26 protein-coding genes and 1 tRNA gene are annotated in these 22,301 nt (G+C 70.0%); 8 read left to right on the top strand and 19 right to left on the bottom strand.

Annotation, left to right across the window (positions count from 1 at the left end):
* Positions 1-31: 31 nt before the first annotated feature.
* The 4 genes from ABD161_RS07245 to ABD161_RS07230 all read right to left on the bottom strand — a co-directional run bounded on the left by ABD161_RS07245 (position 32) and on the right by ABD161_RS07230 (position 3,417).
* Positions 32-1,375: an ABC transporter substrate-binding protein gene (locus ABD161_RS07245; RefSeq protein ID WP_344001076.1), complete on the bottom strand. Its 1,344-nt coding sequence runs from the start codon at positions 1,373-1,375 to the stop codon at positions 32-34.
* A gap of 207 nt (positions 1,376-1,582) precedes the next feature.
* Complete coding sequence (gene rplL, locus ABD161_RS07240) at positions 1,583-1,963, bottom strand: 50S ribosomal protein L7/L12 (RefSeq protein WP_344001073.1); 381 nt, start codon at positions 1,961-1,963, stop codon at positions 1,583-1,585.
* Between the two features lie 51 nt (positions 1,964-2,014).
* Entirely contained in the window at positions 2,015-2,503 is a 489-nt protein-coding gene (gene rplJ, locus ABD161_RS07235) for a 50S ribosomal protein L10 (protein WP_344001071.1), read from the bottom strand.
* A 236-nt stretch (positions 2,504-2,739) separates the two neighbouring features.
* Positions 2,740-3,417, bottom strand: a complete 678-nt coding sequence (locus ABD161_RS07230) for a YqaJ viral recombinase family protein (RefSeq protein WP_344001069.1) — start codon at positions 3,415-3,417, stop codon at positions 2,740-2,742.
* A gap of 193 nt (positions 3,418-3,610) precedes the next feature.
* Here ABD161_RS07230 and ABD161_RS07225 point away from each other — a divergent pair, with 193 nt between their 5' ends.
* Positions 3,611-4,648 carry an NADP-dependent oxidoreductase gene (locus ABD161_RS07225; protein ID WP_344001067.1) on the top strand — a complete coding sequence of 346 codons (1,038 nt, stop codon included), beginning with the start codon at positions 3,611-3,613 and terminating at the stop codon, positions 4,646-4,648.
* Positions 4,649-4,663: 15 nt separating this feature from the next.
* Here the strand turns inward: ABD161_RS07225 and ABD161_RS07220 are convergent, their stop codons facing one another.
* Positions 4,664-5,551, bottom strand: coding sequence for a LysR family transcriptional regulator ArgP (locus ABD161_RS07220; RefSeq protein ID WP_344001064.1), 888 nt, complete (start codon positions 5,549-5,551; stop codon positions 4,664-4,666).
* 75 nt (positions 5,552-5,626) lie between these two features.
* On the opposite strand from ABD161_RS07220, the gene ABD161_RS07215 reads away from it, so the two are divergent.
* The gene (locus ABD161_RS07215; RefSeq protein WP_344001062.1) at positions 5,627-6,307 is read left to right on the top strand and encodes a LysE/ArgO family amino acid transporter; all 681 of its coding nucleotides are present in this window, start codon (positions 5,627-5,629) and stop codon (positions 6,305-6,307) included.
* Positions 6,308-6,328: 21 nt separating this feature from the next.
* Complete coding sequence (locus ABD161_RS07210) at positions 6,329-6,616, top strand: acylphosphatase (protein WP_344001060.1); 288 nt, start codon at positions 6,329-6,331, stop codon at positions 6,614-6,616.
* A 66-nt stretch (positions 6,617-6,682) separates the two neighbouring features.
* Here the strand turns inward: ABD161_RS07210 and rplA are convergent, their stop codons facing one another.
* From rplA to ABD161_RS07180, 6 genes are all read right to left on the bottom strand, one after another.
* Entirely contained in the window at positions 6,683-7,375 is a 693-nt protein-coding gene (gene rplA, locus ABD161_RS07205; protein WP_135113879.1) for a 50S ribosomal protein L1, read from the bottom strand.
* A gap of 14 nt (positions 7,376-7,389) precedes the next feature.
* Positions 7,390-7,821: a 50S ribosomal protein L11 gene (rplK, locus tag ABD161_RS07200; RefSeq protein WP_135113880.1), complete on the bottom strand. Its 432-nt coding sequence runs from the start codon at positions 7,819-7,821 to the stop codon at positions 7,390-7,392.
* A 180-nt stretch (positions 7,822-8,001) separates the two neighbouring features.
* The gene (gene nusG, locus ABD161_RS07195) at positions 8,002-9,027 is read right to left on the bottom strand and encodes a transcription termination/antitermination protein NusG (protein WP_135113881.1); all 1,026 of its coding nucleotides are present in this window, start codon (positions 9,025-9,027) and stop codon (positions 8,002-8,004) included.
* 95 nt (positions 9,028-9,122) lie between these two features.
* Positions 9,123-9,383, bottom strand: coding sequence for a preprotein translocase subunit SecE (gene secE / locus ABD161_RS07190; protein ID WP_135113882.1), 261 nt, complete (start codon positions 9,381-9,383; stop codon positions 9,123-9,125).
* Between the two features lie 35 nt (positions 9,384-9,418).
* Positions 9,419-9,491, bottom strand: a tRNA-Trp gene (locus ABD161_RS07185).
* Positions 9,492-9,653: 162 nt separating this feature from the next.
* The gene (locus ABD161_RS07180) at positions 9,654-11,117 is read right to left on the bottom strand and encodes an NAD-dependent succinate-semialdehyde dehydrogenase (RefSeq protein ID WP_344001056.1); all 1,464 of its coding nucleotides are present in this window, start codon (positions 11,115-11,117) and stop codon (positions 9,654-9,656) included.
* Positions 11,118-11,274: 157 nt separating this feature from the next.
* Here ABD161_RS07180 and ABD161_RS07175 point away from each other — a divergent pair, with 157 nt between their 5' ends.
* Positions 11,275-12,474: a pyridoxal phosphate-dependent aminotransferase gene (locus ABD161_RS07175; RefSeq protein ID WP_344001053.1), complete on the top strand. Its 1,200-nt coding sequence runs from the start codon at positions 11,275-11,277 to the stop codon at positions 12,472-12,474.
* Between the two features lie 67 nt (positions 12,475-12,541).
* Positions 12,542-13,993: an MATE family efflux transporter gene (locus ABD161_RS07170; protein WP_344001051.1), complete on the top strand. Its 1,452-nt coding sequence runs from the start codon at positions 12,542-12,544 to the stop codon at positions 13,991-13,993.
* A gap of 25 nt (positions 13,994-14,018) precedes the next feature.
* Here ABD161_RS07170 and ABD161_RS07165 read toward each other — a convergent pair whose 3' ends face one another.
* Genes ABD161_RS07165 through ABD161_RS07150 form a run of 4 tightly spaced genes read right to left on the bottom strand, consistent with a single transcriptional unit; the run spans position 14,019 to position 16,886 of the window.
* The gene (locus ABD161_RS07165) at positions 14,019-15,158 is read right to left on the bottom strand and encodes a UDP-N-acetylmuramate dehydrogenase (protein ID WP_135113886.1); all 1,140 of its coding nucleotides are present in this window, start codon (positions 15,156-15,158) and stop codon (positions 14,019-14,021) included.
* Positions 15,158-15,562 (bottom strand): MaoC/PaaZ C-terminal domain-containing protein, encoded by a 405-nt coding sequence (locus tag ABD161_RS07160; protein WP_344001049.1) that lies wholly within the window; start codon positions 15,560-15,562, stop codon positions 15,158-15,160. The genes ABD161_RS07165 and ABD161_RS07160 overlap by 1 nt, the downstream gene beginning before the upstream one ends.
* The gene (locus ABD161_RS07155) at positions 15,559-16,005 is read right to left on the bottom strand and encodes an FAS1-like dehydratase domain-containing protein (protein WP_344001047.1); all 447 of its coding nucleotides are present in this window, start codon (positions 16,003-16,005) and stop codon (positions 15,559-15,561) included. The genes ABD161_RS07160 and ABD161_RS07155 overlap by 4 nt, the downstream gene beginning before the upstream one ends.
* A 38-nt stretch (positions 16,006-16,043) precedes the next feature.
* Entirely contained in the window at positions 16,044-16,886 is an 843-nt protein-coding gene (locus tag ABD161_RS07150; protein WP_344001044.1) for a class I SAM-dependent methyltransferase, read from the bottom strand.
* A 228-nt stretch (positions 16,887-17,114) separates the two neighbouring features.
* On the opposite strand from ABD161_RS07150, the gene ABD161_RS07145 reads away from it, so the two are divergent.
* Entirely contained in the window at positions 17,115-17,600 is a 486-nt protein-coding gene (locus tag ABD161_RS07145; protein ID WP_135113890.1) for an FBP domain-containing protein, read from the top strand.
* Between the two features lie 5 nt (positions 17,601-17,605).
* Here ABD161_RS07145 and ABD161_RS07140 read toward each other — a convergent pair whose 3' ends face one another.
* Together ABD161_RS07140 and ABD161_RS07135 are read right to left on the bottom strand one after the other, a co-directional pair.
* Positions 17,606-18,592, bottom strand: a complete 987-nt coding sequence (locus tag ABD161_RS07140; protein ID WP_344001042.1) for a malate dehydrogenase — start codon at positions 18,590-18,592, stop codon at positions 17,606-17,608.
* A gap of 74 nt (positions 18,593-18,666) precedes the next feature.
* Positions 18,667-19,470, bottom strand: coding sequence for a sulfite exporter TauE/SafE family protein (locus ABD161_RS07135; RefSeq protein WP_344001040.1), 804 nt, complete (start codon positions 19,468-19,470; stop codon positions 18,667-18,669).
* Positions 19,471-19,597: 127 nt separating this feature from the next.
* On the opposite strand from ABD161_RS07135, the gene ABD161_RS07130 reads away from it, so the two are divergent.
* Together ABD161_RS07130 and ABD161_RS07125 are read left to right on the top strand one after the other, a co-directional pair.
* Positions 19,598-20,746 carry a zinc-dependent alcohol dehydrogenase gene (locus tag ABD161_RS07130; RefSeq protein ID WP_135113893.1) on the top strand — a complete coding sequence of 383 codons (1,149 nt, stop codon included), beginning with the start codon at positions 19,598-19,600 and terminating at the stop codon, positions 20,744-20,746.
* 23 nt (positions 20,747-20,769) lie between these two features.
* Positions 20,770-21,336, top strand: coding sequence for a hypothetical protein (locus tag ABD161_RS07125; RefSeq protein WP_135113894.1), 567 nt, complete (start codon positions 20,770-20,772; stop codon positions 21,334-21,336).
* Between the two features lie 18 nt (positions 21,337-21,354).
* Here ABD161_RS07125 and ABD161_RS07120 read toward each other — a convergent pair whose 3' ends face one another.
* Both ABD161_RS07120 and ABD161_RS07115 read right to left on the bottom strand, forming a co-directional pair.
* Entirely contained in the window at positions 21,355-21,555 is a 201-nt protein-coding gene (locus ABD161_RS07120) for a hypothetical protein (RefSeq protein ID WP_344001038.1), read from the bottom strand.
* A gap of 83 nt (positions 21,556-21,638) precedes the next feature.
* On the bottom strand, positions 21,639-22,205 hold the full coding sequence (locus ABD161_RS07115; protein WP_344001036.1) for a YceI family protein: 567 nt from the start codon (positions 22,203-22,205) through the stop codon (positions 21,639-21,641).
* Between the last annotated feature and the right edge of the window lie 96 nt (positions 22,206-22,301).

Here is a 22,301-nt window from a genome sequence, read left to right as displayed (position 1 = left end):
ATGTGAGGAATGACGCCATGGTCGTCGGCTGCTACTCGGCCGGCCAGCCTGATTCGATCTGCTCCAGCACCTGCGACGTCTCGGCTCCGTTCACCCAGTCGCGCATTCCCTGCCAGAACGAGCCGGAACCGACGACCGACGGCATCAGGTCCGAACCGTCGAAGCGGAACGTCGTCTCCTCGCTCTGCAGGATCTCGATCGCCTCCTTGAGGATCTCGCTCTGCGCGTTCTCCGGGTCGAGGCCCTTGTTGGCGCTGATCACACCGCCGAGCGAGACGCGGGAGTTCGCCCACTCCGGGCTGGACAGGTACTCCTGCACCTTGACCACAGCCTCCTCGTCGCTGAACGCGCCGACGATCTCGCCACCACCCGTGACGACCTCGCCCTCCGCGCTCGCGTCGTACGGCGGAAGCATAAACGCCCAGACGTCGCCGTCGGGGGCCACCTCGCCGCCGGCCTCGACGATGAAGCCGTCGAGGAAGGACGCCTGGTGGGTCACCATGCAGTCGCCCTCGACGAGTGCCGTCGCGACGTCACCGAAGGGCGTCGTGCCGATCGAGGCGACGTCACCGAAGCCGGCGTTGACGTAGTCGGGGTTGAGCAGGATCTTCGCGGTCTCGTCGAAGGCGCTCTTGATCTGCGGATCCGTGAAGGGCACCTCGTTCGCCACCCACTGGTCGTAGACGTCGGGTCCGGCCTGACGCAGGACGAGGTCCTCGATCCAGTCGGTTCCCGGCCATCCGGTCGCGGCGTCCGATCCGAAGCCGGCGCACCACGGCGGGTTGCCGGTCGCGTCGCGCATCTCCTGGGTGAGATCGAGCAGGCCCTGCCAGTCGGTCGGGACCTCCCAGCCGTTCTCCTCGAACACGCTCGGCTGGTACCAGACCCAGCCCTTCACATTCGCCATGAGGGGCGCGCCGTAGATCTTGTCCTCGAAGGTGGCGTAGCCCTCCCAGTCCTCCGCCCAGTTCTCGCGGAGGTTGTTCACGACGCCCTCGGGGGCCTCGAGCAGGTAGCCGCGGCTCGCCATGTCGGCGAGAAGACCGGGCTGCGGGAAGATCGCCAGGTCGGGCGGAGTGCCGCCCTGCGCACGCACGGCGATCTGGGCCTCGAACTCCTGCGACCCCTCGTACACGATGTCGATGTCGTTCTCCTCCTCCCAGTCCGCCCAGGACTGCTCGAGGAGTTCCTGCTCCGCGTCGATGATCGTGCCGTACACGGTCACCTGGTTGTCTCCGCCGCCGCCGCCATCGCCGCCGCCGTCTCCGCCGCCACCCTGCACTCCCGGGCCGCCGCTGCAGCCCGCGAGTGCGAGCACGGTGATCCCTAGGCCGGTGGTCGAGAGGATGAGCCTCTTTCGCCCTGCAGTCGACATCGTCTGCTCCCGTCTGTCGTCGCGCGATCCAGCCGCGCGCCTATCCCCCGGGTTCGGAGGTCCTTGTGCCGCCGACACTAGTAGCCCCCGGGATCGCGGACAACGATCCCCGAGTCACGGGAGTGTCACGGACTGGGCGGCCGCCCCCGCAGACGACGAAAGCCCCGGGAGATCCCGGGGCTTTCGCGCGAAGTGAATCCGAGTGGATTACTTGAGGGTCACCGTGGCACCGGCGGCCTCGAGGGCCTCCTTGGCCTTCTCGGCGGTCTCCTTGTTCGCACCCTCGAGCACGGCCTTGGGCGCGCCGTCGACGACGGCCTTCGCCTCGCCGAGGCCCAGCGAGGTGAGCTCGCGGACGGTCTTGATGACCTGGATCTTCTTGTCGCCGGCAGCCTCGAGGATGACGTCGAACGAGTCCTTCTCCTCGACCTCTTCGGCAGCGGCGCCACCGCCGGCACCGGCGACGGCGACGGGAGCGGCAGCGGTGACCTCGAACTTCTCCTCGAACGCCTTCACGAACTCGCTGAGCTCGATGAGGGTCAGTTCGGAGAACTGCTCGAGCAGCTCCTCGGTGGTGAGCTTCGCCATGATGTATCTCCTAGATAGATAAGTGGTTTGTGGGGATGAAACGCCGGCTGCTTACGCGGCCTGAGCGGTCTCGAGCTTCTCGCGAAGAGCGTCGATGGTGGCCGCAGCCTTGCCCATCGTGGCCTTCATCATGCCCGCCGCCTTCGCCAGCAGAACCTCGCGGCTCTCGAGCGACGCGTACGTGTTGACCTCGTCGGCGGAGAGGGCCTTGCCCTCGAACACACCGCCCTTGATCACGAGATGCGGGTTGGCCTTGGCGAAGTCACGCAGCGTCTTCGCGGTGGCGACGAAGTCACCGTGCACGAAGGCGATGGCCGACGGGCCCTTGAGGTCGTCGTCCAGCGAGTCGAAGCCCGCAGCCTTGGCGGCGATCTTCGTCAGCGTGTTCTTCACCACGGCGTACTCCGCGTCCTGACGGATGTTGTTGCGCAGCTCCTTGAGCTGGGCAACCGTCAGACCGCGGTACTCGGTCAGCAGGACGGCGTTCGAGCTCTCGAAAGACTTCGTGAGCTCGTTGACCGATGCATCCTTCTGCGCCATGGTCACTCCTTGGTGGGTACGAGATGCCTCACGGCGGTGAGGCACCGACCGAGAACCGCCCCGAAACGCAGAAAAGCTCCGGCGCAAGCGCACGGAGCTCAGATCGGAGATCTCATTCGTACACCTGCGCGGGCCCCTGCGATGCAGTGCTTCGATCGTTCCGCGCAAGCGCGAGAAGATGACCGGCGGTCTTCGGCTTCGACAAGCTTAGCATGCCGCGCGGGCGCCCCCGAACGTCAGTCGGACAGCGCGAGAGCGCGGAACATGTCGCGCTCACGCAGGCGCTCGCGGTTGGACGCCGGCGCGGGGACGACCTCCGCGACGGTCTTGCCGGTCGTGCGCTGGTAGAGCTCGTCGATGAGCCGCGTCGCCAGGCGGACGAGCTGTGCGATCTCGCGATCGTCGCGCTCGATCCACGTGCACTTGGGCTCGTCGTGGAGCGGCTGGAAGTCGCGGTGCTCCTCCCACGCGAACAGCGTGCGCTCGGCGCCGAGCACGTGCTGCTGCCACCAGACCTGCCGCAGATAGCTGCGCGGGATCGAGCGCCACGACTTGTTGGTCGTCTTGATCTCGGCGAGGGCGACCCGGCCCTGCGCATCCACCCCGATGCCATCCGGCGTCGCGAGGTGGCGCTTCTCGACGACGGCGTGGAACAGGGCGCTCGAGGGCTGGATGCCGTGCGTCGCCGCCACCCACGCGGCGATCTCCGGCTCGCGCCGGCGGCCGTGGTCCGTGTAGGAGTTGCCGGAGAAGCGCGAACCCATCAGCTTCTGGTCGGCGGCGCGGGCGATGGACTTCTCGCTCGCCGTCAGGGAGGCGACATCCGTCGCGGTGATTCCCCGGGCGCGAGCCCTCAGCCACGCGACCCGGTCGCGGGAGTCCGCGAGGATCCGGGCCTGCAGTTCGGGGGTCACCCATCGACCCTAACCCCGGCGGCCGACACCATCCTGACGCAACGCCCGCGGGTCGCCATCCGGCCTCCCCCACCGGCGCCGCGGATCTGTTTCACCGCCGAAACACCCGCGAGACATTGGACGGGTTGACTCTCGATACGAGGGATCGGGCGACGATGCACGATCCGCTGAACCGCCGAGAAGGGGACGATCGATGAGATTCCGCCCGGCACGCACGATCACTCCGCGCTCGGCAGGCCTCGCCGGCACACTGCCGGCGCCTCCCCCCGAGCAGATGCGCGCCGTCGTGTATGACGGCCCGGGTGACGCCTCCTCCCTGCGGGTGGAGACGGTCCCCGCACCGGTGCCGGTCATGGACGAGGTGCTCGTGCGCGTCGTCGCCGCCGGCGTGAACCCCATCGACGCGAAGACCCGCTCGGGCCGCGGGGTCTCCCACGCCGTCGGCGGCTACCCCGCCGTGCCCGGGTTCGACTTCTCGGGCGTTGTCGTCGCCTCGCCCTACGAGGCCCATCCCCTGCCTCCGGGAACCGCGGTGTACGGCATGGTGGCGGCCCCACGCACGCCGGGAAGCTACGCCGAGTACGTCGTCGCGCCGTCGCTGTCGCTCTCCGCGAAGCCGGCGTCGCTGTCGCACGCCGAGGCCGCGGGCGTGCCGCTCGCGGCCCTGACGGCGTGGCAGCTTGTCGTCGAGACCGCCCGCGCGCACGAGGGGCAGCGGATCCTGATCCACGCGGGATCGGGCGGTGTCGGCCACTTCGCCGTGCAGTTCGCCGCGTACTTCGGGGCCCACGTCACCGCCACGACGTCCTCGGCGAACGCCCCCTGGCTGCGCGAGCTCGGCGCCCAGGTCGTGATCGACTACACGACGACGCGCTTCGAGGACGTGGTGACCGACGTGGACGTCGTGATCGACCTCGTCGGCGAGGTGCACGCGCACACGGGGCGCCGCTCGCTCGGCGTGCTGCGCCCGGGCGGTCTCCTCGTCGTCGTCCCCACCGGCAGCTGGCCCGAGTACGCCGAGGCCGCCGCCGAGGCGGGAGTGCGCGCGACCAGCTTCAAGGTCACGCCCGACGGCACCGCGCTCGGGACGATCGGGCGACTGCTCGACTCCGGGGCGATCCAGGTCTACATCGAGAAGGTGTTCGAGCTCGAGGACGCCGCCGAGGCGCATCGGCAGCTCGAGCTCGGCCACACGCGCGGCAAGCTCGTGCTGCGGGTCTCCGCCGACTGATCCGGATCCCGCGGCTCAGTCCTGCTCGAGCGCGGCGCGGGCGGCGGTGACGACCGCCTCGCGGATGTCGGCGAGCAGCGGGGAGCGCAGGTTCCACTGCTGCCAGTACAGCGGGACGGTGATGCGCGGTCCGTCGAGACGCACGAGGCGGCCGGCGTCGAGCGATGCCTGCGCCTGCATCGGCGGCAGCAGGCCCCATCCGAAGCCGAGCCGCACCGCGGTCGCGTAGTCCTCCGAGGCGGGGACATAGTGCCGCGGCGGACGGGTCGGGTCGACTCCCCGCTCCTCGAGCCACTGCGTCTGCAGGTCGTCGGTGCGGTCGTAGTCGACGACGGGAGCTGCGGCGAGGGCGTCGAGCCCGGATCCCGCCGGGAACCAGCGCTCGATGAAGGCGGGCGATGCGACCGGGTGGTACACGGTCGATCCGAGGTCCGTGACCACGCAGCCGGCGATGGGGTCGCGCTGCGAGGTGACCGCGGCCGTCACCGTTCCCGCCTCGAGCAGTTCGGCGGTGTGATCCTGGTCGTCGCGGTGAAGCTCGAGCGCGATGTCGTGCGCGTGAAGCACCGGCTGAAGCGCGGGGAGGAACCACGTCGCCAGCGAGTCGGAGTTCACCGCGATCGGCACGTGCATCCGACCAGGGCCCTCGAGCCCGAGCTCCACGCCGGCGTCGTGGCCGAGCAGGGCGTACTGCCGCGCGAGTCGCACGACGACCGCACCGGCCTCCGTCGCCCGCGCCGGCTTCGCCCGCACGACGAGCACCCGGCCGAGCTGGCCCTCGAGAGCCCGGAGCCGCTGGCTCACCGCGGACGGCGTGATGCGCAGGCGCCGGGCGGCGCCGTCGAGGCTCCCCTCGTCGACGATCGCCGCGACGGTGGCGGCCAGATCGGGCGCGATCAACATGAAGCAGTCCTTAATCAAGCGAAGAATCTTGAACGTCGCTTTTGATCATCGCACGAACGCTCCTACCGTCGAAGGGTGCTCACCGCCCTCTTCGCCGGCCTCGGCCTGTGCCTCTCGCTGATCATCGCCCCGGGCGCGCAGAACGTGTTCCTGCTGCGGATGGGCGTGCAACGGCGCCACGTGGTCGCGCTCGCCGTGACGTGCCTGGTGAGCGACGCGATCCTGATCACGGCGGGCGTCGCCGGGTTCGGCGTGGTCGTCCAGCACATCCCGTGGCTGTTCGAGCTCGTGCGCTGGGGCGGCGTCGTCTTCCTGGCGGCGTACGGCCTGATGGCCGCCTGGCGAGCGCTGCGCCCGCAGGAGCAGTCGATCGTGCTCGACGAGCCGACGGCACCGGCCGCCGCTCCCGCATCCGACCTCGGTGGCGGCACCGCGACGCTGGTGCGCGTCGCCCAGACCGCACCCTCCCGCACGCTGGCGCCGGCGATCCTGTCGTGCCTGGCCATCACCTGGCTGAACCCGCACGCCTACCTCGACACGGTGTTCCTCGTCGGTTCGGTGTCGGCCGGCTACGGCGACCTGCGCTGGGTGTTCGGCGCCGGCGCCGTCGCGGGAAGCGCGATCTGGTTCTCGCTGATGACCGTCGCCGCACGCTTCGCGGCGCGCTGGCTGCGCTCCCCGCGCGCATGGCGCATCCTCGACGCCTTCATCGCCGTCGCGATGCTGCTGCTCGCCGCGGGGCTCGCCGTCGCCTGATCCGCCCGCCACGATGGAGGCATGACTCCTCGGCAGCTGTGCGTCCACGTCATCGTCCGCGGCCGGGTGCAGGGCGTGGGGTTCCGCTTCGAGACGCGCGCACAGGCCCGGCGCCTGGGCGTTGCCGGATGGGTGCGCAACCTCGCGGACGGCTCCGTGGAGGCCCTCGTCGAGGGCGAGGCCGCGGCCGTCGACGCGCTGCTCGCCTGGATGGAGCACGGGGCGGCGGGCGCCGCGGTGACGTCGCTCGACACCTCCCCGGCGGAGCCGACCAGTGCGAGCGGCTTCGAGATCCGTCGCACCGCCTGATCCGGATCATCCGGAAATGCGGAAGGGGCCCCGCCTGACGGCGGAGCCCCTTCTGCGATGCGCGTGTTACGCGATGACGTTGACGTCCAGCGGGATGCCGGGGCCGAACGTGGTCGACACGGCGCCCTTCTGGATGTAACGGCCCTTCGAGCTCGACGGCTTCAGGCGCACGATCTCGTCGAGCGCGGCCTGCAGGTTGGCGTCAAGCTGCTCGGCCGAGAACGACGCCTTGCCCACGATGAAGTGGACGTTGGCGTGCTTGTCGACGCGGAACTCGATCTTGCCGCCCTTGATCTCCTCGACGGCCTTGGCCGGGTTGGGGGTCACGGTGCCGGTCTTGGGGTTCGGCATCAGGCCGCGGGGGCCGAGGACCTTACCCAGCCGACCGACCTGGCCCATGAGCTCCGGCACGGACACAGCCGCGTCGAAGTCGGTCCAGCCGGCGGCGACCTTCTCGATGAGCTCGGTGCCGCCGACCTCGTCCGCACCGGCCGCGATGGCGGCCTCGGCCGCGGGGCCGTTGGCGAAGACGATGACGCGGGCGGTCTTACCCGTGCCGTGCGGCAGCATGACGGTGCCACGCACCATCTGGTCGGCCTTGCGCGGGTCGACCGAGAGCTTCAGCGCGACCTCGACGGTCGAGTCGAACTTCTTCGAGCCCGTCTCCTTCGCGAGGGCGACGGCCTCGGTGGGCGTGTAGAACTTGCCGGCCTCGAGCTTCTCGACGGCGGCGGCGTAAGCCTTGGACTTGGTAGCCATGTTGGTTATCCCCCTCAGTCCTCGACCGTGATGCCCATGGAGCGGGCGGTGCCGGCGATGATCTTCGAGGCGGCCTCGATGTCGTTCGCGTTCAGGTCGGGCTGCTTCGTCTTGGCGATCTCGGCGACCTGCTCCTTGGTGAGCTTGCCGACCTTGACCGTGTGCGGCGTGGCCGAGCCCTTCGCGAGGCCGGCGGCCTTCTTGATGAGCTCCGCGGCCGGCGGGGTCTTCAGAACGAACGTGAAGCTGCGGTCCTCGTAGACGGTGATCTCCACGGGGATGACGTTGCCGCGCTGCGACTCGGTCGCGGCGTTGTACGCCTTGCAGAACTCCATGATGTTGACGCCGTGCTGACCCAGGGCCGGGCCGATCGGCGGCGCCGGGTTGGCTGCACCGGCGTTGATCTGAAGCTTGATCAGGCCGGTCACCTTCTTCTTCGGTGCCATTTCCTCTTCCTCTCATCGAGCGGATGCCGGTTGCATCCGCTCTCCCGCACGCAGGACCATCCGGAGATCCGGATCCTGCGAGCGGTGTCGTTCGCGCAGACATGGCGCAAACCAGTAGATCTTAGCAGAGCAAGAGGAGGCCGATCCTGTGGATCGACCCCCTCGCGCTCGTGAGAAGAACTACACCATCTTGGTGACCTGGTCGAAGCTGAGCTCGACCGGAGTCTCGCGCTCGAAGAGCGAGACGAGGACCGTGAGCTTGCCGCTCTCGGGCTTGATCTCGCTGATCGTGCCGGGAAGGCCCGCGAACGAGCCCTCCTTGATCGTGATCGTCTCGCCGGTCTCGAAGTCGACCTCGGCGGGGATGACGCGGGCCTGCGTGGCGCTGCCCTTGGGGGCGCCGCTCTTGGCCTGAGCCTGTGCTTCCTTGATCTCGACGAGGGGCTTCAGCATGTTGAAGGCCTCCTCGAAGCGCAGCGGCGTCGGGTTGTGGGCGTTGCCCACGAAGCCGGTGACGCCCGGCGTGTGGCGCACGACCGACCAGGTGTCCTCGTTCAGCTCCATGCGCACAAGCACGTAGCCGGGGATGCGCACGCGCGTGACCATCTTGCGCTGGCCGTTCTTGATCTCGACGACGTCCTCCATCGGGACCTCGACCTGGTAGATGTCGTCCTCGACCTCGAGCGTCGACTTGCGCTGCTCGATGTTGGCCTTCACCTTGCGCTCGAAGCCGGCGTAGGAGTGGATGACGTACCACTTGCCCTCGAGCGAGCGCAGCTCCTGGCGGAACGCCTCGTACGGGTCGGCGTCTGCATCCGCGTCGGCGTCAGCCTCGTCCTCGTCGCCGTTCACGTCGGGGCCGTCGTACGGGGCGACCTCGGTGGCCTCGGCTGCCTCGCGCTCGGCGGCCTCCTCCTCCACGGAGTCGTTCAGCACCTCGGCGGCAGCCTCGACCTCTTCGGTCTCGTCGATGTTCAGGGCGTCGTTCACGATCGCGTCAGCCTCCGGGTCGTCGATCTCGATGTCTTCGTCGCTCACTTCGTCGTCCTCGTCATTCGGGCCGTCGATGTGCATCGCGAGGTGCTCGGCGGAGTCGCTGGCGTGCAGGTTGGCGTACAGGACGTTGCCCTCCTGGGCCTCGTCCTCCTCGCTCGACTGCTCGGCTGCCGGCGCCCAGTCGGCGTCGTCGACGTGCTTTTCAGACACTGGCGTTCATCTCTTCCGTTCAACGGCGGATGAGCGGGTGCGCTTCATCCGCATGCTCACCTGCCGGCGGGCAGGGCGAGCGATGCGTCAGCAGGTCAGGCCGGGACTCCGAAGACGACCGTCGTGACCCACGAGAAGAGGTAGTCGAGACCGTAGACAAGGGCCATCATCACGACCACGAATCCCAGCACGACAGCCGTGAACTTCAGCAGCTCCGAGCGGGTCGGAGTCACGACCTTGCGGAGTTCGGCGATGACCTGGCGGAAGAAGATCACGATCCGTGCGAAGAAGCCGGGCTTCTTCTCACCGCTCGTGCCTGCCGCGACGACGTCGCCGCTTGCTGCGTCCTGGACCATTGACTGCCTTTCGTGAGTCAGCTGACGCTGACGCGCAGGGCGGACAGGAATCGAACCTGCAACCTGCGGTTTTGGAGACCGCTGCTCTGCCAATTGAGCTACCGCCCTAGAGATCCGTCGGACCCCTGGATCATCCGCTCCCCCGCCCGTCCGGAAGCCGGGCACGGCGAAAGAATGCAGATGACAACTGCCACACAAGCATACGGCATGCCCTGAGACCCCGCGAACCGTGGGGGCGCCCGCGCGTGGCGCCGGACAGTGAGAGCGACGTCAGCCGTTCGGGAGGAACGTGTACTTCGTGGAGAGGTACTCGTGGATTCCCTCGAAGCCGCCCTCGCGGCCGACGCCGGACTGCTTGACGCCGCCGAACGGGGCCGCGGCGTTGGAGACGACGCCCGCGTTGAGGCCCATCATGCCCGTCTCGAGGCGCTCGATCATGCGGTGACCGCGCTGCAGGTCCTCGGTGTACACGTAGGAGACGAGGCCGTACTCGGTGTCGTTCGCGAGGCGCACGGCGTCGTCCTCCGTGGCGAACGTGGCGATCGCCAGCACGGGGCCGAAGATCTCCTCCCGCAGGATGGCGCTGCCGGGCTGGACGCCGGTGACCACCGTCGGCTGGTAGAACGTGCCGGGCCCGTCGACCCGCTCGCCGCCCGCGACCACCGTCGCGCCGCGCTGGGTCGCATCCGTCACGAGCTCGACGGCCTTGTCCACGGCGTCGGAGTCGATGAGCGGACCGATCTCGACCCCCTCCTCGGTGCCGCGGCCGATCTTCATCTTCGTCACGCGCTCGGTGATCCGCCTCGCGAACTCCTCGACGACCGACTCGTGAACGATGAACCGGTTCGCCGCGGTGCAGGCCTGCCCGATGTTGCGGAACTTGGCGAGCATCGCCCCCTCCACCGCCTTGTCGAGGTCGGCGTCCTCGAACACGACGAACGGGGCGTTGCCACCCAGCTCCATCGACACCCGCAGCACGCCCTCCGCGGCCTGCGTGATGAGCTTGCGGCCGACCTCGGTCGACCCGGTGAAGGAGAGCTTTCGCAGCCGCGGATCGGCGATGATCGGCGCCGACACCCGACTCGACGACGCCGACGTCACGACGTTCACAACACCCCTCGGAAGGCCCGCCTCCACCAGCAGCTTCGTGAAGAACAGCGTCGTCAACGGCGTCAGCTGCGGCGGCTTGATGACGACCGTGCAGCCCGCGGCGAGCGCCGGGGCGATCTTGCGCGTGGCCATCGCGAACGGGAAGTTCCACGGCGTGATGAAGAACGACGGACCCACCGGACGCTGGGACACGATGATCCGCCCCGTGCCCTCCGGGTTCGAGCCGTAACGGCCCGCGATGCGCACCGCCTCCTCGCTGAACCACCGGTTGAACTCGTTGCCGTACGTGACCTCGCCCTTCGCCTCCGCGAGCGGCTTACCCATCTCGATCGTCATCAGCAGCGCCACGTCATCCGCGCGCTCCCGCACCAGCTCGAACGCGCGACGCAGGATGTCGCTGCGCACACGAGGCGGCGTGTTCGCCCACTCCTCCTGCACCGCCACGGCCGCATCCAGCGCGGCGATCCCGTCCTCCTCGGTCGCATCCGCGACATGCGCGACGACCTCGTTCGTCGCGGGATCGCGCACCTGGAAGGTCTTCCCCGACGAGGAGTCGACCCATTCGCCCCCGATGAACAGGCGGGTGTCGACCTCGTCCAGCAGCGCCTTCTCGCGTTCGTTCACGGTTCTCCTCCGGATTCGCGTCTGTCTCAGTCCGCGATCGCGTCGGCGCCGACGCCGCAGACCGTCCTGCACTGCCGACATTACGCCTGCCGCCCAGGGCGGGCGCGCGGCCGTAACGCTCTCATGCGACGGGGCGTCAGCTACTACGCTCGTGCGTGTGACCGACCGCGCCCCCCTCTCCCGCAAGCTCTCCGCCATCGCCGAATCCGCCACGCTGAAGGTCGATGCAAAGGCGAAGGCCCTCAAGGCCGAGGGCAAGGCCGTCATCTCGTACGCCGCCGGGGAGCCCGACTTCGCGACGCCCGCGTTCGTCGTCGATGCCGCCGCCGAGGCGCTGAAGGACCCGGGCAACTTCCGGTACACCCCGGCCGCCGGCCTCCCCGCGCTGCGCGAGGCGATCGCCGCGAAGACGCTGCGCGACTCGGGCCTGGATGTCCCCGCGTCGCGCGTCGTCGTCACCAACGGCGGCAAGCAGGCGGTGTACCAGGCGTTCCAGGCGGTCGTGAACCCCGGCGACGAGGTGCTGCTCCCGGCGCCGTACTGGACCACCTACCCCGAGGCCATCCGCCTCGCCGACGGCGTGCCCGTCGAGGTGTTCGCGGGCGCCGACCAGGACTACAAGGTCACGGTCGAGCAGCTCGAGGCGGCGCGCACCGACCGCACCACCGTGCTGGTGTTCGTGTCCCCCTCGAACCCGACCGGATCCGTCTACACGCCGGAGGAGACGAAGGCGATCGGCGAGTGGGCGCTCGCCCACGGCATCTGGGTGATCAGCGACGAGATCTACCAGAACCTCGTCTACGAGGGCGCCCGCGCCATGTCGATCGTCGAGGCCGTCCCCGACCTCGCCGAGCAGACCATCCTGCTCAACGGCGTCGCGAAGACCTATGCGATGACCGGATGGCGCGTGGGCTGGATGGTGGGGCCCGCCGATGCGATCTCGCTCGCGGCGAACCTGCAGTCGCACCTGTCGAGCAACGTCAACAACGTCGCCCAGCGCGCGGCCCTCGCCGCGCTGACGGGCTCGCAGACGGATGCCGAGGAGATGCGCGTGGCGTTCGACCGCCGCCGCCGTCTGATCGTCGGAGAGCTGTCGAAGATCCCCGGCGTCGAGGTGCCGAACCCGCTGGGTGCGTTCTACGTGTACCCCGACGTGCGCGGCCTGCTGGGTCGCGAGTGGGCGGGCCGCACCCCGACCACGTCGCTGGAGCTCGCCGACCTCATCCTCGACGAGGCCGAGGTCGCGGTCGTGCCCGGCGAGGCGTTCGGCCCCAGTGGCTACCTGCGCCTGTCGTACGCCCTGGGCGACGACGCCCTGCTCGAGGGCGTGCAGCGCCTGCAGCGCCTGTTCAGCTGACCCTCCTTCCGCACGGTCGTCCGCGTCCGCGGGCGGCCGTGCGCCGTACCATCCTCATCGGAGAGACATGGCTCGTTCCCTGATCACGGGCACCCCGTGGCGCGTCATCCTGCTGTACTCGGTGCCGCTGCTGCTGGGAAACATCGTGCAGCAGGCGTATCAGATCGCCGACACGATCGTCGTCGGCCGCTACCTCGGCGTCGACTCCCTCGCCGCCGTCGGCGCGACGGGAAGCCTGCTGTTCCTGCTGCTCGGATTCGCCTGGGGCCTCACGAGCGGCTTCGCGATCCCCACCGCGCAGGCGTGCGGGGCGCAGGATGACGCCGCCGTGCGCCGCTCGGTCGCGGCCGGCACGATCCTGACCGCGATCGTCACGGTGATCATCACCGTCGCTGCCCCGCTGATCGCGGCGCCCGCGCTCGCGCTGATGCAGACGCCCGCCGAGCTCATGGACGAGGCGACCGTGTTCACGCAGATCAGCTTCCTGGGCGCCGCGGCGATGATGTTCTTCAACTACCTGTCGGCGATCATCCGCGCCATCGGCGACTCGCGCACGCCGCTGGTGTTCCTCACTGTCTCGTGCGTGCTGAACATCGCGCTCGTCCTGCTGTTCGTCGGCGTGCTCGACTTCGGCGTGGCCGGTGCGGCGCTGGCGACGGTGCTTGCGCAGAGCGTGTCGGTGCTGCTGTGCCTCGACTACGTGCGGCGCCGCCTGCCGGTGCTTCACGTGCGACGCGAGGACTGGCGCGCGGCACGCGATGATCTGCGCGAGCACCTGCGCCTCGGCCTGCCGATGGGCTTCCAGGCGTCGATCATCGCGATCGGCACGATCACGGTGCAGGTCGCGCTCAACACGCTCGGCACCGAGGCGGTGGCGGCGTACACGACCGCGTCGCGCATCGACAGCCTGGCGATCGCGCTGCTGCAGTCGCTGGGCCTCGCCGTGTCGATGTACGCGGCGCAGAACCTCGGCGCCCGCCGCCCCGACCGCATCCGTCGCGGCGTCTCGCAGGCGACCGGGCTCGCGGTGGCCGCCGCCGTGCTGCTCGGCCTGTTCATGATCCTCCTCGGTGCGCCCATCGTGCGGGTGTTCGTCGGCGACGGCGCGGACACCGTCGTGGAGCTCGCGCACGGGATGCTGATCATCAACGGCGCCGCCTACTCGCTGCTCGGCGTGCTCTTCGTGATCCGCGGCGCCCTGCAGGGACTCGGCCACACGCTCATCCCGACCGTCACGGGCATCGTCGAGCTCGTGATGCGCACCGCCGCCGCCGTGGTGCTCGGCGGCCTGATGGGCTTCATGGGGGTCGCGCTCAGCAACCCGCTGGCCTGGCTCGGCGCCGTCGCGCTGCTGATCCCGTCCTACGTCAGCGCGCACCGCAAGCTCGCCACCATGCGGGTGGACCCGCGCGAGGTCACCCCGACCACGACGATCCCCGTGATCGGCCCCACCGACGGCTCGATGGTGGTCGACGCGGTCGTGACCTCGCCGATCCCGGTGATCCGCCGCCGGCGCTGACGGACGTCGCGAGCGACAGGATGGGCTAGAGCTCGACGCCGACGAGCACCGGCTCGGGCATCAGCACGATGCCGAACTCCGCGGCGACGCGGCTCTGCACAAAGCGGGCGAGCTCGCCGACCTCGCCGGCCGTGGCGCCGCCGCGGTTCGTGAGGGCGAGCGTGTGCTTCGTCGACAGCGATGCGCGCGAGCGCGGCAGCGAGAAGCCCTTCGGCAGCCCCGAGTTCTCGATCAGCCACGCGGCGCTGACCTTCACCTGCGTCTCGGTCCGCGCCGGCGGCGGGACGTAGCCGTCCCACTGCGACAGCGGGATGACCGACACCGCGTCGACCGTGGGCGTCATCGGCCACCGCGGGCATTCGGCGGGAAGAGTGCGGGAGACCGCCTCGGAGACGATCGGGTTGTTGAAGAAGGATCCGGCGCTGTGCGTGTCGTGATCCGGCTCGTTCAGCACCATCCCCTTGCTGCCGCGGATGGCGAGCACGGTCTCGCGGATCCAGGATCCGGACACCGCCTGATCCGGTGTCAGCCCGAGGGCCGACCGCAGGCGCGCATCCGCGACCGGGCGCGCCTCGTGCCCCACCCGCGCGAGGTCGATCGTGAGCGAGAGCACAACGGCCGAACGCGGCGCGACCGACCCGTAGTGGTGCTTGAGCACCGACGTTCGAGGCCCGAGGCCCAGCTCGGAGGCCGGCACCGTCGAGACGTCGCCGGTGGCCTCGTCGATGAGCTCGACCTCGACGAGCGTCTGCACGATCTCCTGGCCGTACGCGCCGACGTTCTGGATGGGGGCCGCTCCCGCGGTGCCGGGGATGCCCGACATCGCCTCGATGCCGGCGAGCCCCTGCGACACGGTCCACGCGACGAGCTCGTCCCAGTTCTGCCCGGCCTCCACGCGCAGCCGCACGAAGCCGTCCCGCGCACCCGGGATCTCCTCGAAGCCGGACGTCAGGATCCGGATCACCGTGCCGGGGAACGGCTCGTCTCCGGCGAGCAGGTTGGATCCGCCGCCGAGAACGAACCAGGGCTCGTCGCCCGTCTCCCAGACGTCGCGGAGCGCCGCGACGAGCTCGTCGCGCGTGTGCGCGTCGACCATGCGCGCGGGCGCGGCACCCACGCGCAGCGTCGTCAGGTCCCGCAGCGGGATCGGGGCGACCTCGGGCATCACGCCCTCCGGACGCGCACCTGCGCCTTGCCGAGCACGCTGGTGCCGCCGAAGGTGACCGTGAGGTCGATGCGGGCGGTCTGGTCGTCGACCTGGCCGACCTTCGCCGAGACGGTCACATCCGCGCCGGTCTCGGCATCGACGACGACGGGCTTGCTGAAGTTCACGGCGTAGTCGACGATCCGGCCGGCGTCGCCGAGCCACTCCCCGATCGTCGCGACCGCGAGGCCCATCGTGAGCATCCCGTGCGCGAGCACGCCGTCGAGGCCCACGCGGGCGGCGACGTCGTCGCGGTAGTGGATCGGGTTGAAGTCTCCCGACGCTCCCGCGTAGCGCACGAGCGACTCGCGCGTCAGGTGGACGGTGCGCTCGGCGATCACGTCGCCGACGGTGAGCTCGCTCACTCTTCTCCCCCGATCAGCAGCACGGACGTCGCCGTGACGATGTGGTCGCCCTCGGCGTCGAGGATCTCTGTCTCGCTCGTGACCATCGCCCCCGCGCCCATCGCGCGGACGCCCGTGACGGTCATCCGGCCCGTGACCTCGTCGCCGGCGACGATGGGCCGGGTCCAGCGGAAGCTCTGCTTCGCGTGGATCGTGCGCTCGAGCACGATGCCCGAGTCGGGCTCCGCGAGCAGCTGCTGCATTGTCAGGTCCTGGATGACCATGGCGAATGTCGGTGGGGCTACGACGTCGGCGTAGCCGAGCGCGGCCGCGGCCTCCGGGTCGTGGTGCTCCGGCGCATCGGCGAAGACGGCGCGGGCGAACTCGCGCACCTTCTCGCGGCCGACCAGGTACGGCGGCGTCGGCGGGAACTCACGACCGAGCAGTTCGGGATTCACTGGCACCACCCGATCCTATCGACCGAGCGCTGGTCGCTCACCGGTCAGGCGGGCCTGCGGGCGACGACCGTGAACGTGCTCGGCACGCGGTCGCGCTCGTCCTCGGGCCACGCGTAGCCGCCCGGCACCTCGACCATCCGGTCGCTGAAGCGCCACGGCAGGGTCGTGTCCTCGTCGAGCCGCAGGATCTGCAGCCCGGCACCGATGAGCGCGTTCACGACCTCGGACAGCGGATGCGGCCACTCGTAGGTGCGGGTGCTGGCGAGGGTGCCGTCGCCGGCGTAGGTGGTCTCCTCATCCCACTGCTGCGCCTGCCCGTTCGGGAAGTATCGGTACCGGATCTCGAGCCCTTCGGCGTTCTCGTCGAGCGAGTACAGCGCCGGATGACCGTCGCGGATGTAGAACAGGCCGCCCGCGCGCAGCAGCCCCGCGATCTGCGCGGCCCAGCGATCGAGATCGGCCAGCCAGCAGATCGTGCCGACGCTGGTGTAGACGAGGTCGAAGTCGCCGGTCACCGCCGCGCGGGCCTCCAGCACGTCGCTGTGCACCCACGTCGCGTCGGCCGCCTGGCGCTCGAAGAGGCGCGCGGCGGCGGCGAGCGCCTCGGGCGAGAAGTCGACGCCCGTGACGGTCGCGCCGGCCCGCGCGAGCGAGAGGGTGTCCGTGCCGATGTGGCACTGAAGGTGGCAGACGTCGAGGCCCGCCAGGGACGGAAGGAAGCGCTCGAGCGCGACGAGGTCGTGCCGCACCACGTCGGACAGGTGCGTCGGGTCGTCGTACGCCTCGAGCCCGTACGCCTTCTCGTGAAGAGCCACCCGCTCCTCCCAGTTCGCGAGGTTCGCCTCGCGCGCCTCGTGCCACTCGACCGCCGCGTCTTCTCCTGCCATGCATCGAGCGTATGGCCAGGTGGAGCCCGTAAGCTGTCGCGCGTGTTCTGGATGGATCGAGGCCCCGTCGGGGCGGAGGAGGTCGTCGGCGCGTCTCGCGCCGGCAGGAGCTGACGCGCACCCTCGCGCGCTCCTCGGCTGAACCAGCCGCCCGGCTCCGGCCGTCCCCTTCCCGCCGCACGCGGCGACATCCGGGTGCTCCGCACCCTCACTCACAAGGACACATCCATGCTTCCCGTCACCGAGCGCGACATCCGCGCCTCCTTCGTCAACGCCAGCCGCAAGGAGGTCTCCGACCTCACCCTGCCCGCCGGCTTCGCCGACCTCGACTGGGATCGGCTCGACTACCTCGGCTGGTCCGACCCGAAGTTCCCGCGCCGCGCCTACGCGGTCGTCGAGCTCGACGGCCGGCTTGTCGGCATGCTGCTGCAGCAGGCCGAGCAGCGCACGTCGGCCCGGGCCCAGTGCTCGTGGTGCGAGGACGTCATGCTGACAAACGACGTGCAGTTCTTCGCCGCACGCAAGGCGGGGCCCGCCGGCCGCAAGGGCGACACCGTCGGCACGCTCGTGTGCGCGAACTTCGGCTGCTCGGCCGTGGTCCGCAAGCTCCCGCCGCTCGCCTACGAGGGGTTCGACCGCGAGGCGGCGCGCGACGAGCGCATCCGCCGCCTCGGCGAGCACGTCCGCGCGTTCGCGCGCGCCCTCGGCGCCTGAGGATCTCAGATCAGGCCCAGGGCGGCGACGGCGTCGCGCTCCTCGATCAGCTCGGCGACCGACGCGTCGATCCGGGCCCGCGAGAAGTCGTCGATGTCGAGGCCGGGCACGATCCGCCACTCGCCGCCCTCGGCCGTGACCGGGAACGAGCAGACGAGCCCCTCCGGGACGCCGTACGAGCCGTCGGACGGCAGTGCGGCGGAGGTCCAGTCGCCCGGCGCCGTGCCGAGGGTCCAGTCCCGCACGTGGTCGATCACCGCGCTGGCGGCGGAGGCGGCCGACGACGCCCCGCGCGCCTCGATGATCGCCGCGCCGCGCTTCGCGACGCCGGGGATGAAGTCGTCCTCGATCCAGGAGCGGTCGAGCCAGGCCGCCGCGGGCTCGCCCGCCACGAGCGCGTGGGTCAGGTCGGGGTACTGCGTGGCCGAGTGGTTGCCCCAGATGGCGACGCGCGACACGTCGGCCACCGGCACGCCGAGGTGCCCCGCCACCCGGCTGAGCGCGCGGTTGTGGTCGAGGCGCGTCATGGCGGTGAAGCGCCCGGCCGGCACGCTCGGCGCGTGCCGCTGCGCGATGAGCGCGTTGGTGTTGGCCGGGTTGCCGACGACCAGCACCCGCACATCGTCCGCGGCGGCGGCCTCGATCGCCGCGCCCTGCGGCCCGAAGATGCCGCCGTTCGCCTCGAGCAGGTCGCCGCGCTCCATCCCCGGCCCCCGCGGCCGCGCGCCCACCAGCAGCGCGATGTTCGTCCCTTCGAACGCGACGCGGGCATCGTCCGTGATGTCGACGCCCGCCAGCAGCGGGAACGCGCCGTCGTCGAGCTCCATGGCGGTGCCCTCGGCCGCCTTCAGGGCCTGCGGGATCTCCAGCAGCCGCAGCCGGACGGGCACATCCGGCCCGAGCATGTCTCCCGCGCCGATGCGGAACAGCAGCGCGTAGCCGATCTGACCGGCCGCGCCGGTGACCGTGACGGTGACGGGTGTGCGGGACATCGCGGATCCTCCTGAGGCCGGCCGGATGCTCTCATCCTGCCCCGCCGCGTGCCGCCCGTCGAGGGCGGCGGAGGTCAGTCGTCCTTCGGCTTGCGGCTCGCGCGGATCGCGCGCTGCGTCATCTGCACGAGGATCAGCGTGAGGAACACGACGAACAGGATGTTCGCGAGCTGCGGGTCGATCGCACCGGCAGTCAGGGCGCCCAGCGGGGTGGTGATGCAGGCGGCGACGCCGATCCCGAGCCCGGCCACGAGATCGACGTTCTTGTGACGGATGTTGCCGATCGTGCCCGAGATGGTGGTCGGGATCATCATGAGCAGCGACGTGCCCTTGGCGATCAGGTCGCTCGCCCCGAACAGCAGGATGAGCACCGGCACGACGACGATCCCGCCGCCGACGCCGATGAGGCCCGACATCACGCCCGTCACCAGGCCGGTCAGGACGAGGGCCGCGCCCGACCAGAAGGTGAGGTGCAGCTCGGCGTCGCGCGACGGGATGACGAAGAACAGGCTGACCATCACCACGATCAGGAAGCCGACGAAGATCCACCGCAGCAGCGGCTCGGACAGGCGGTTCAGCAGCCGGGTGCCGAGCTGGGCGCCCACCACCGCGCCCGCGGCGAGCAGCAGGGCGGCGATCCAGTCGACGTCGCCGTGAACCGCGTAGGTGATGACTCCGACCGCGGCGATCGGCATGATCGCGGCCGAGGAGGTGCCGGAGGCGAGGCGCTGCCCGAAGGCCGCCAGCATCACGAGCAGAGGGACGATGACCGTTCCGCCGCCGACGCCGAACAGTCCGGACAGGAACCCGGTGAGGAGGCCGATGGCCGCGTAGGTCAGCAGGGCACGGGGTCCGCGGGAGCGGAGGGCATCGATCACCGTGCCACCCTACCGGGCGGATGTGACGGTCCCGTTTATCGCACATCGTCTCCCGGAGGGCAAGAGCCTTGAGTGGATGATCCGCCCCGCCGGACAGTTGACCGACACGAGCGAGACAGGAGGCGCGATGAAGGCGATGGTGTACCGCGGCCCGTACAAGGTGCGGGTGGAGGAGAAGGACATCCCCCCGATCGAGCATCCGAACGACGCGATCGTGCGCGTCACGCGCGCCGCGATCTGCGGATCGGATCTTCACCTGTACCACGGCATGATGCCCGACACCCGCGTGGGCACCACGTTCGGGCACGAGTTCATCGGGGTCGTCGAGGAGGTGGGCCCGTCCGTCGAGAACCTGCAGGTGGGCGACCGCGTGATGGTGCCGTTCAACGTGTACTGCGGCTCGTGCTGGTTCTGCGCCCGTGGCCTGTACTCGAACTGCCACAACGTGAACCCGAACGCCACGGCGATCGGCGGCATCTACGGCTACTCGCACACCTGCGGCGGCTACGACGGCGGGCAGGCCGAGTACGTGCGCGTGCCGTTCGCGGATGTCGGCCCGAGCGTCATCCCCGAGTGGCTCGACGACGACGACGCGCTGATGCTCACCGATGCCCTGCCGACCGGATACTTCGGCGCGCAGCTCGGCGACATCGCCGAGGGAGACACGGTCGTGGTGTTCGGCGCCGGCCCCATCGGGCTCTTCGCGGCGAAGTCGTCGTGGCTCATGGGCGCCGGCCGGGTGATCGTCGTCGACCATCTGGAGAACCGCCTCGCCAAGGCGCGCGAGTTCGCGCACGCCGAGACGCTGCACTTCGGCGAGCACGACGACATCGTGGTCGCGCTGAAGAAGGCGACGGATCATCTCGGGGCGGATGTCGCGATCGATGCGGTCGGCGCGGAGGCCGACGGCAACCTCACCCAGCACATCACCGCGGCGAAGTTCAAGCTGCAGGGCGGCTCGCCCGTGGCGCTGAACTGGGCGATCGATTCCGTGCGGAAGGGCGGCAACGTCTCGGTCATGGGGGCGTACGGCCCGCTGTTCTCGGCCGTGAAGTTCGGCGACGCGATGAACAAGGGCCTCACGCTGCGGATGAACCAGTGCCCCGTCAAGCGCCAGTGGCCGCGGCTGCTCGAGCACATCCGCAACGGCTACATCACGCCGAGCGAGATCATCACCCACCGGCTGCCCCTCGAGGACATCGCCGAGGGCTACCACATGTTCTCGGCGAAGCTCGATGGCTGCATCAAGCCCGTGATCGTGCCGAGCGCCGCCTGAGACGAGCGAGGAAGGAGAACGACATGCCGTACACCGCTGAGGACCCGAGGCACTGGTCTCCCGACGAGCTGCGCGCGCGCATCCCCGGCTGGGGCGTCGACGCCGACCCGGCCGACCGGCCGTCGTACCCGAAGCAGCGGTTCGCGCCCGGAGAGACCGGCGCGCACTGGGAGCTGCCCGAGCAGCAGCCCGAGCGCACGCCGCGGGAGAGGTCGATCGAACACGCGCGGCTCACGCCGGTGTTCGGGACCGCCGCTCCCCTGCACGGACTCTCGGGGGCGATCCGGCGATTCGCGTACGCCCGGTTCAGCGAGGGCCGCGCCGCGCACTGGCTGCTGCTGATCGTCGGCGACCGCGTCGACGCCGTCGAGAGTCACCTGCTGTCGGTGGCGAAGGGACGGCCCGACAACCCGATCACGCAGACGGGGATCCTGAGCGAGGGGCGCCGCCACGGTGTCGCCTCGCGCTTCGGCACGCGGCGGGCGGATGTGAAGCACCACTGGCTGGATCCGATCATCGTGGCCGGGCCGTGGGTGCTCGCCGCCTGGAGCGTCGTCTCGCTTCTGCGGAGGACGATCGGCCGCCGCTGAGCGGTGTGGCCGACCGGATCAGGACGGATGCGGCCGCCCGCGGTCGTCTCCCTGATCGTCGTCGGCGTCGGCATCCGGATCGGTGAACCCGGCGAAGTCCGTCTCGCCGTGCTCGGTGGCGAGACGATCGGCGTCCTCGTGGTCGAGATTGGCAGCGTCGCCCTGCGCGCCGCCATTCGATCCGTGGTGGTCCGGGAGGCCCTCGTGTTCGGTGCTCATGCCGGCACGCTATGCGTGCGATGCCGGCCGCGGGATGGGGTTGCCGACAGGCGCGGGACGTGCAACCACAGTCCGGGACGTGCTCAGCCCTCGGCGGGCCCCTCGTCCTTCACGGCCGAGATCTCGAACTCGAGCGTGATCTTCTCCGACACGAGCACGCCGCCCGTGTCGAGCGCCGCGTTCCACTCGAGGCCGAAGTCGCGGCGGTCGAGGCGTCGGGTGCCCTCGAAGCCGGCGCGCAGCTTGCCGAACGGGTCGCGCTCCACGCCCGTGAAGGCCCGTGGGATCGTGACCTGGCGCGTGACGTCGCGAATCGTCAAGTCGCCGACCACGTTGAGCGCGTTCTCGTCGACCTCGTCGATCGCGGTGCTGCGGAACACGATCTCGGGGTAGGTCTCGACGTCGAAGAAGTCGGCGCTGCGCAGGTGCTCGTCGCGCTGCTTGCTGCGGGTGTCGATGCTGGCGGTCTGCACGCGCACCTCGACCCACGACTCCTCGGGGTTGTCGACATCCAGGTGGATGCGGCCGTCCACGTCGTTGAAGGCGCCGCGCACCTTCGTGACCATCGCGTGCCGGGCCGAGAACCCGATCCGGGTGTGATCGGGGTCGAACAGCCAGTCACCGCTCAGGGAAGCGTCGAGTGCAGTCATCGTTCTCCTCGGGTGAGAATCCGTGCGCACCCTTGCCTGCACGTCCGCCCAAGGCTACCGTGCACCGTCCCGCGATGTCCCGGGATTCAGTACAAT

Origin of the sequence: Microbacterium paludicola (assembly GCF_039529675.1) — a bacterium.
Taxonomy (GTDB): domain Bacteria; phylum Actinomycetota; class Actinomycetes; order Actinomycetales; family Microbacteriaceae; genus Microbacterium; species Microbacterium paludicola.
Note: the sequence above shows the minus strand (reverse complement) of the source record. Positions and strands in the feature narration are given on the sequence as shown.

Bases quoted from the DNA above. Each gene is read 5' to 3' on its own strand.
- ABD161_RS07245 (WP_344001076.1), bottom strand. From the start codon at position 1,375: ATGTCGACTGCAGGGCGAAAGAGGCTCATCCTCTCGACCACCGGCCTA.
- rplL (WP_344001073.1), bottom strand. From the start codon at position 1,963: ATGGCGAAGCTCACCACCGAGGAGCTGCTCGAGCAGTTCTCCGAACTG.
- rplJ (WP_344001071.1), bottom strand. From the start codon at position 2,503: ATGGCGCAGAAGGATGCATCGGTCAACGAGCTCACGAAGTCTTTCGAG.
- ABD161_RS07225 (WP_344001067.1), top strand. From the start codon at position 3,611: ATGAGATTCCGCCCGGCACGCACGATCACTCCGCGCTCGGCAGGCCTC.
- ABD161_RS07220 (WP_344001064.1), bottom strand. From the start codon at position 5,551: ATGTTGATCGCGCCCGATCTGGCCGCCACCGTCGCGGCGATCGTCGAC.
- ABD161_RS07210 (WP_344001060.1), top strand. From the start codon at position 6,329: ATGACTCCTCGGCAGCTGTGCGTCCACGTCATCGTCCGCGGCCGGGTG.
- rplA (WP_135113879.1), bottom strand. From the start codon at position 7,375: ATGGCTACCAAGTCCAAGGCTTACGCCGCCGCCGTCGAGAAGCTCGAG.
- rplK (WP_135113880.1), bottom strand. From the start codon at position 7,821: ATGGCACCGAAGAAGAAGGTGACCGGCCTGATCAAGCTTCAGATCAAC.
- secE (WP_135113882.1), bottom strand. From the start codon at position 9,383: ATGGTCCAGGACGCAGCAAGCGGCGACGTCGTCGCGGCAGGCACGAGC.
- ABD161_RS07170 (WP_344001051.1), top strand. From the start codon at position 12,542: ATGGCTCGTTCCCTGATCACGGGCACCCCGTGGCGCGTCATCCTGCTG.
- ABD161_RS07165 (WP_135113886.1), bottom strand. From the start codon at position 15,158: ATGCCCGAGGTCGCCCCGATCCCGCTGCGGGACCTGACGACGCTGCGC.
- ABD161_RS07150 (WP_344001044.1), bottom strand. From the start codon at position 16,886: ATGGCAGGAGAAGACGCGGCGGTCGAGTGGCACGAGGCGCGCGAGGCG.
- ABD161_RS07145 (WP_135113890.1), top strand. From the start codon at position 17,115: ATGCTTCCCGTCACCGAGCGCGACATCCGCGCCTCCTTCGTCAACGCC.
- ABD161_RS07140 (WP_344001042.1), bottom strand. From the start codon at position 18,592: ATGTCCCGCACACCCGTCACCGTCACGGTCACCGGCGCGGCCGGTCAG.
- ABD161_RS07130 (WP_135113893.1), top strand. From the start codon at position 19,598: ATGAAGGCGATGGTGTACCGCGGCCCGTACAAGGTGCGGGTGGAGGAG.
- ABD161_RS07125 (WP_135113894.1), top strand. From the start codon at position 20,770: ATGCCGTACACCGCTGAGGACCCGAGGCACTGGTCTCCCGACGAGCTG.
- ABD161_RS07120 (WP_344001038.1), bottom strand. From the start codon at position 21,555: ATGAGCACCGAACACGAGGGCCTCCCGGACCACCACGGATCGAATGGC.
- ABD161_RS07115 (WP_344001036.1), bottom strand. From the start codon at position 22,205: ATGACTGCACTCGACGCTTCCCTGAGCGGTGACTGGCTGTTCGACCCC.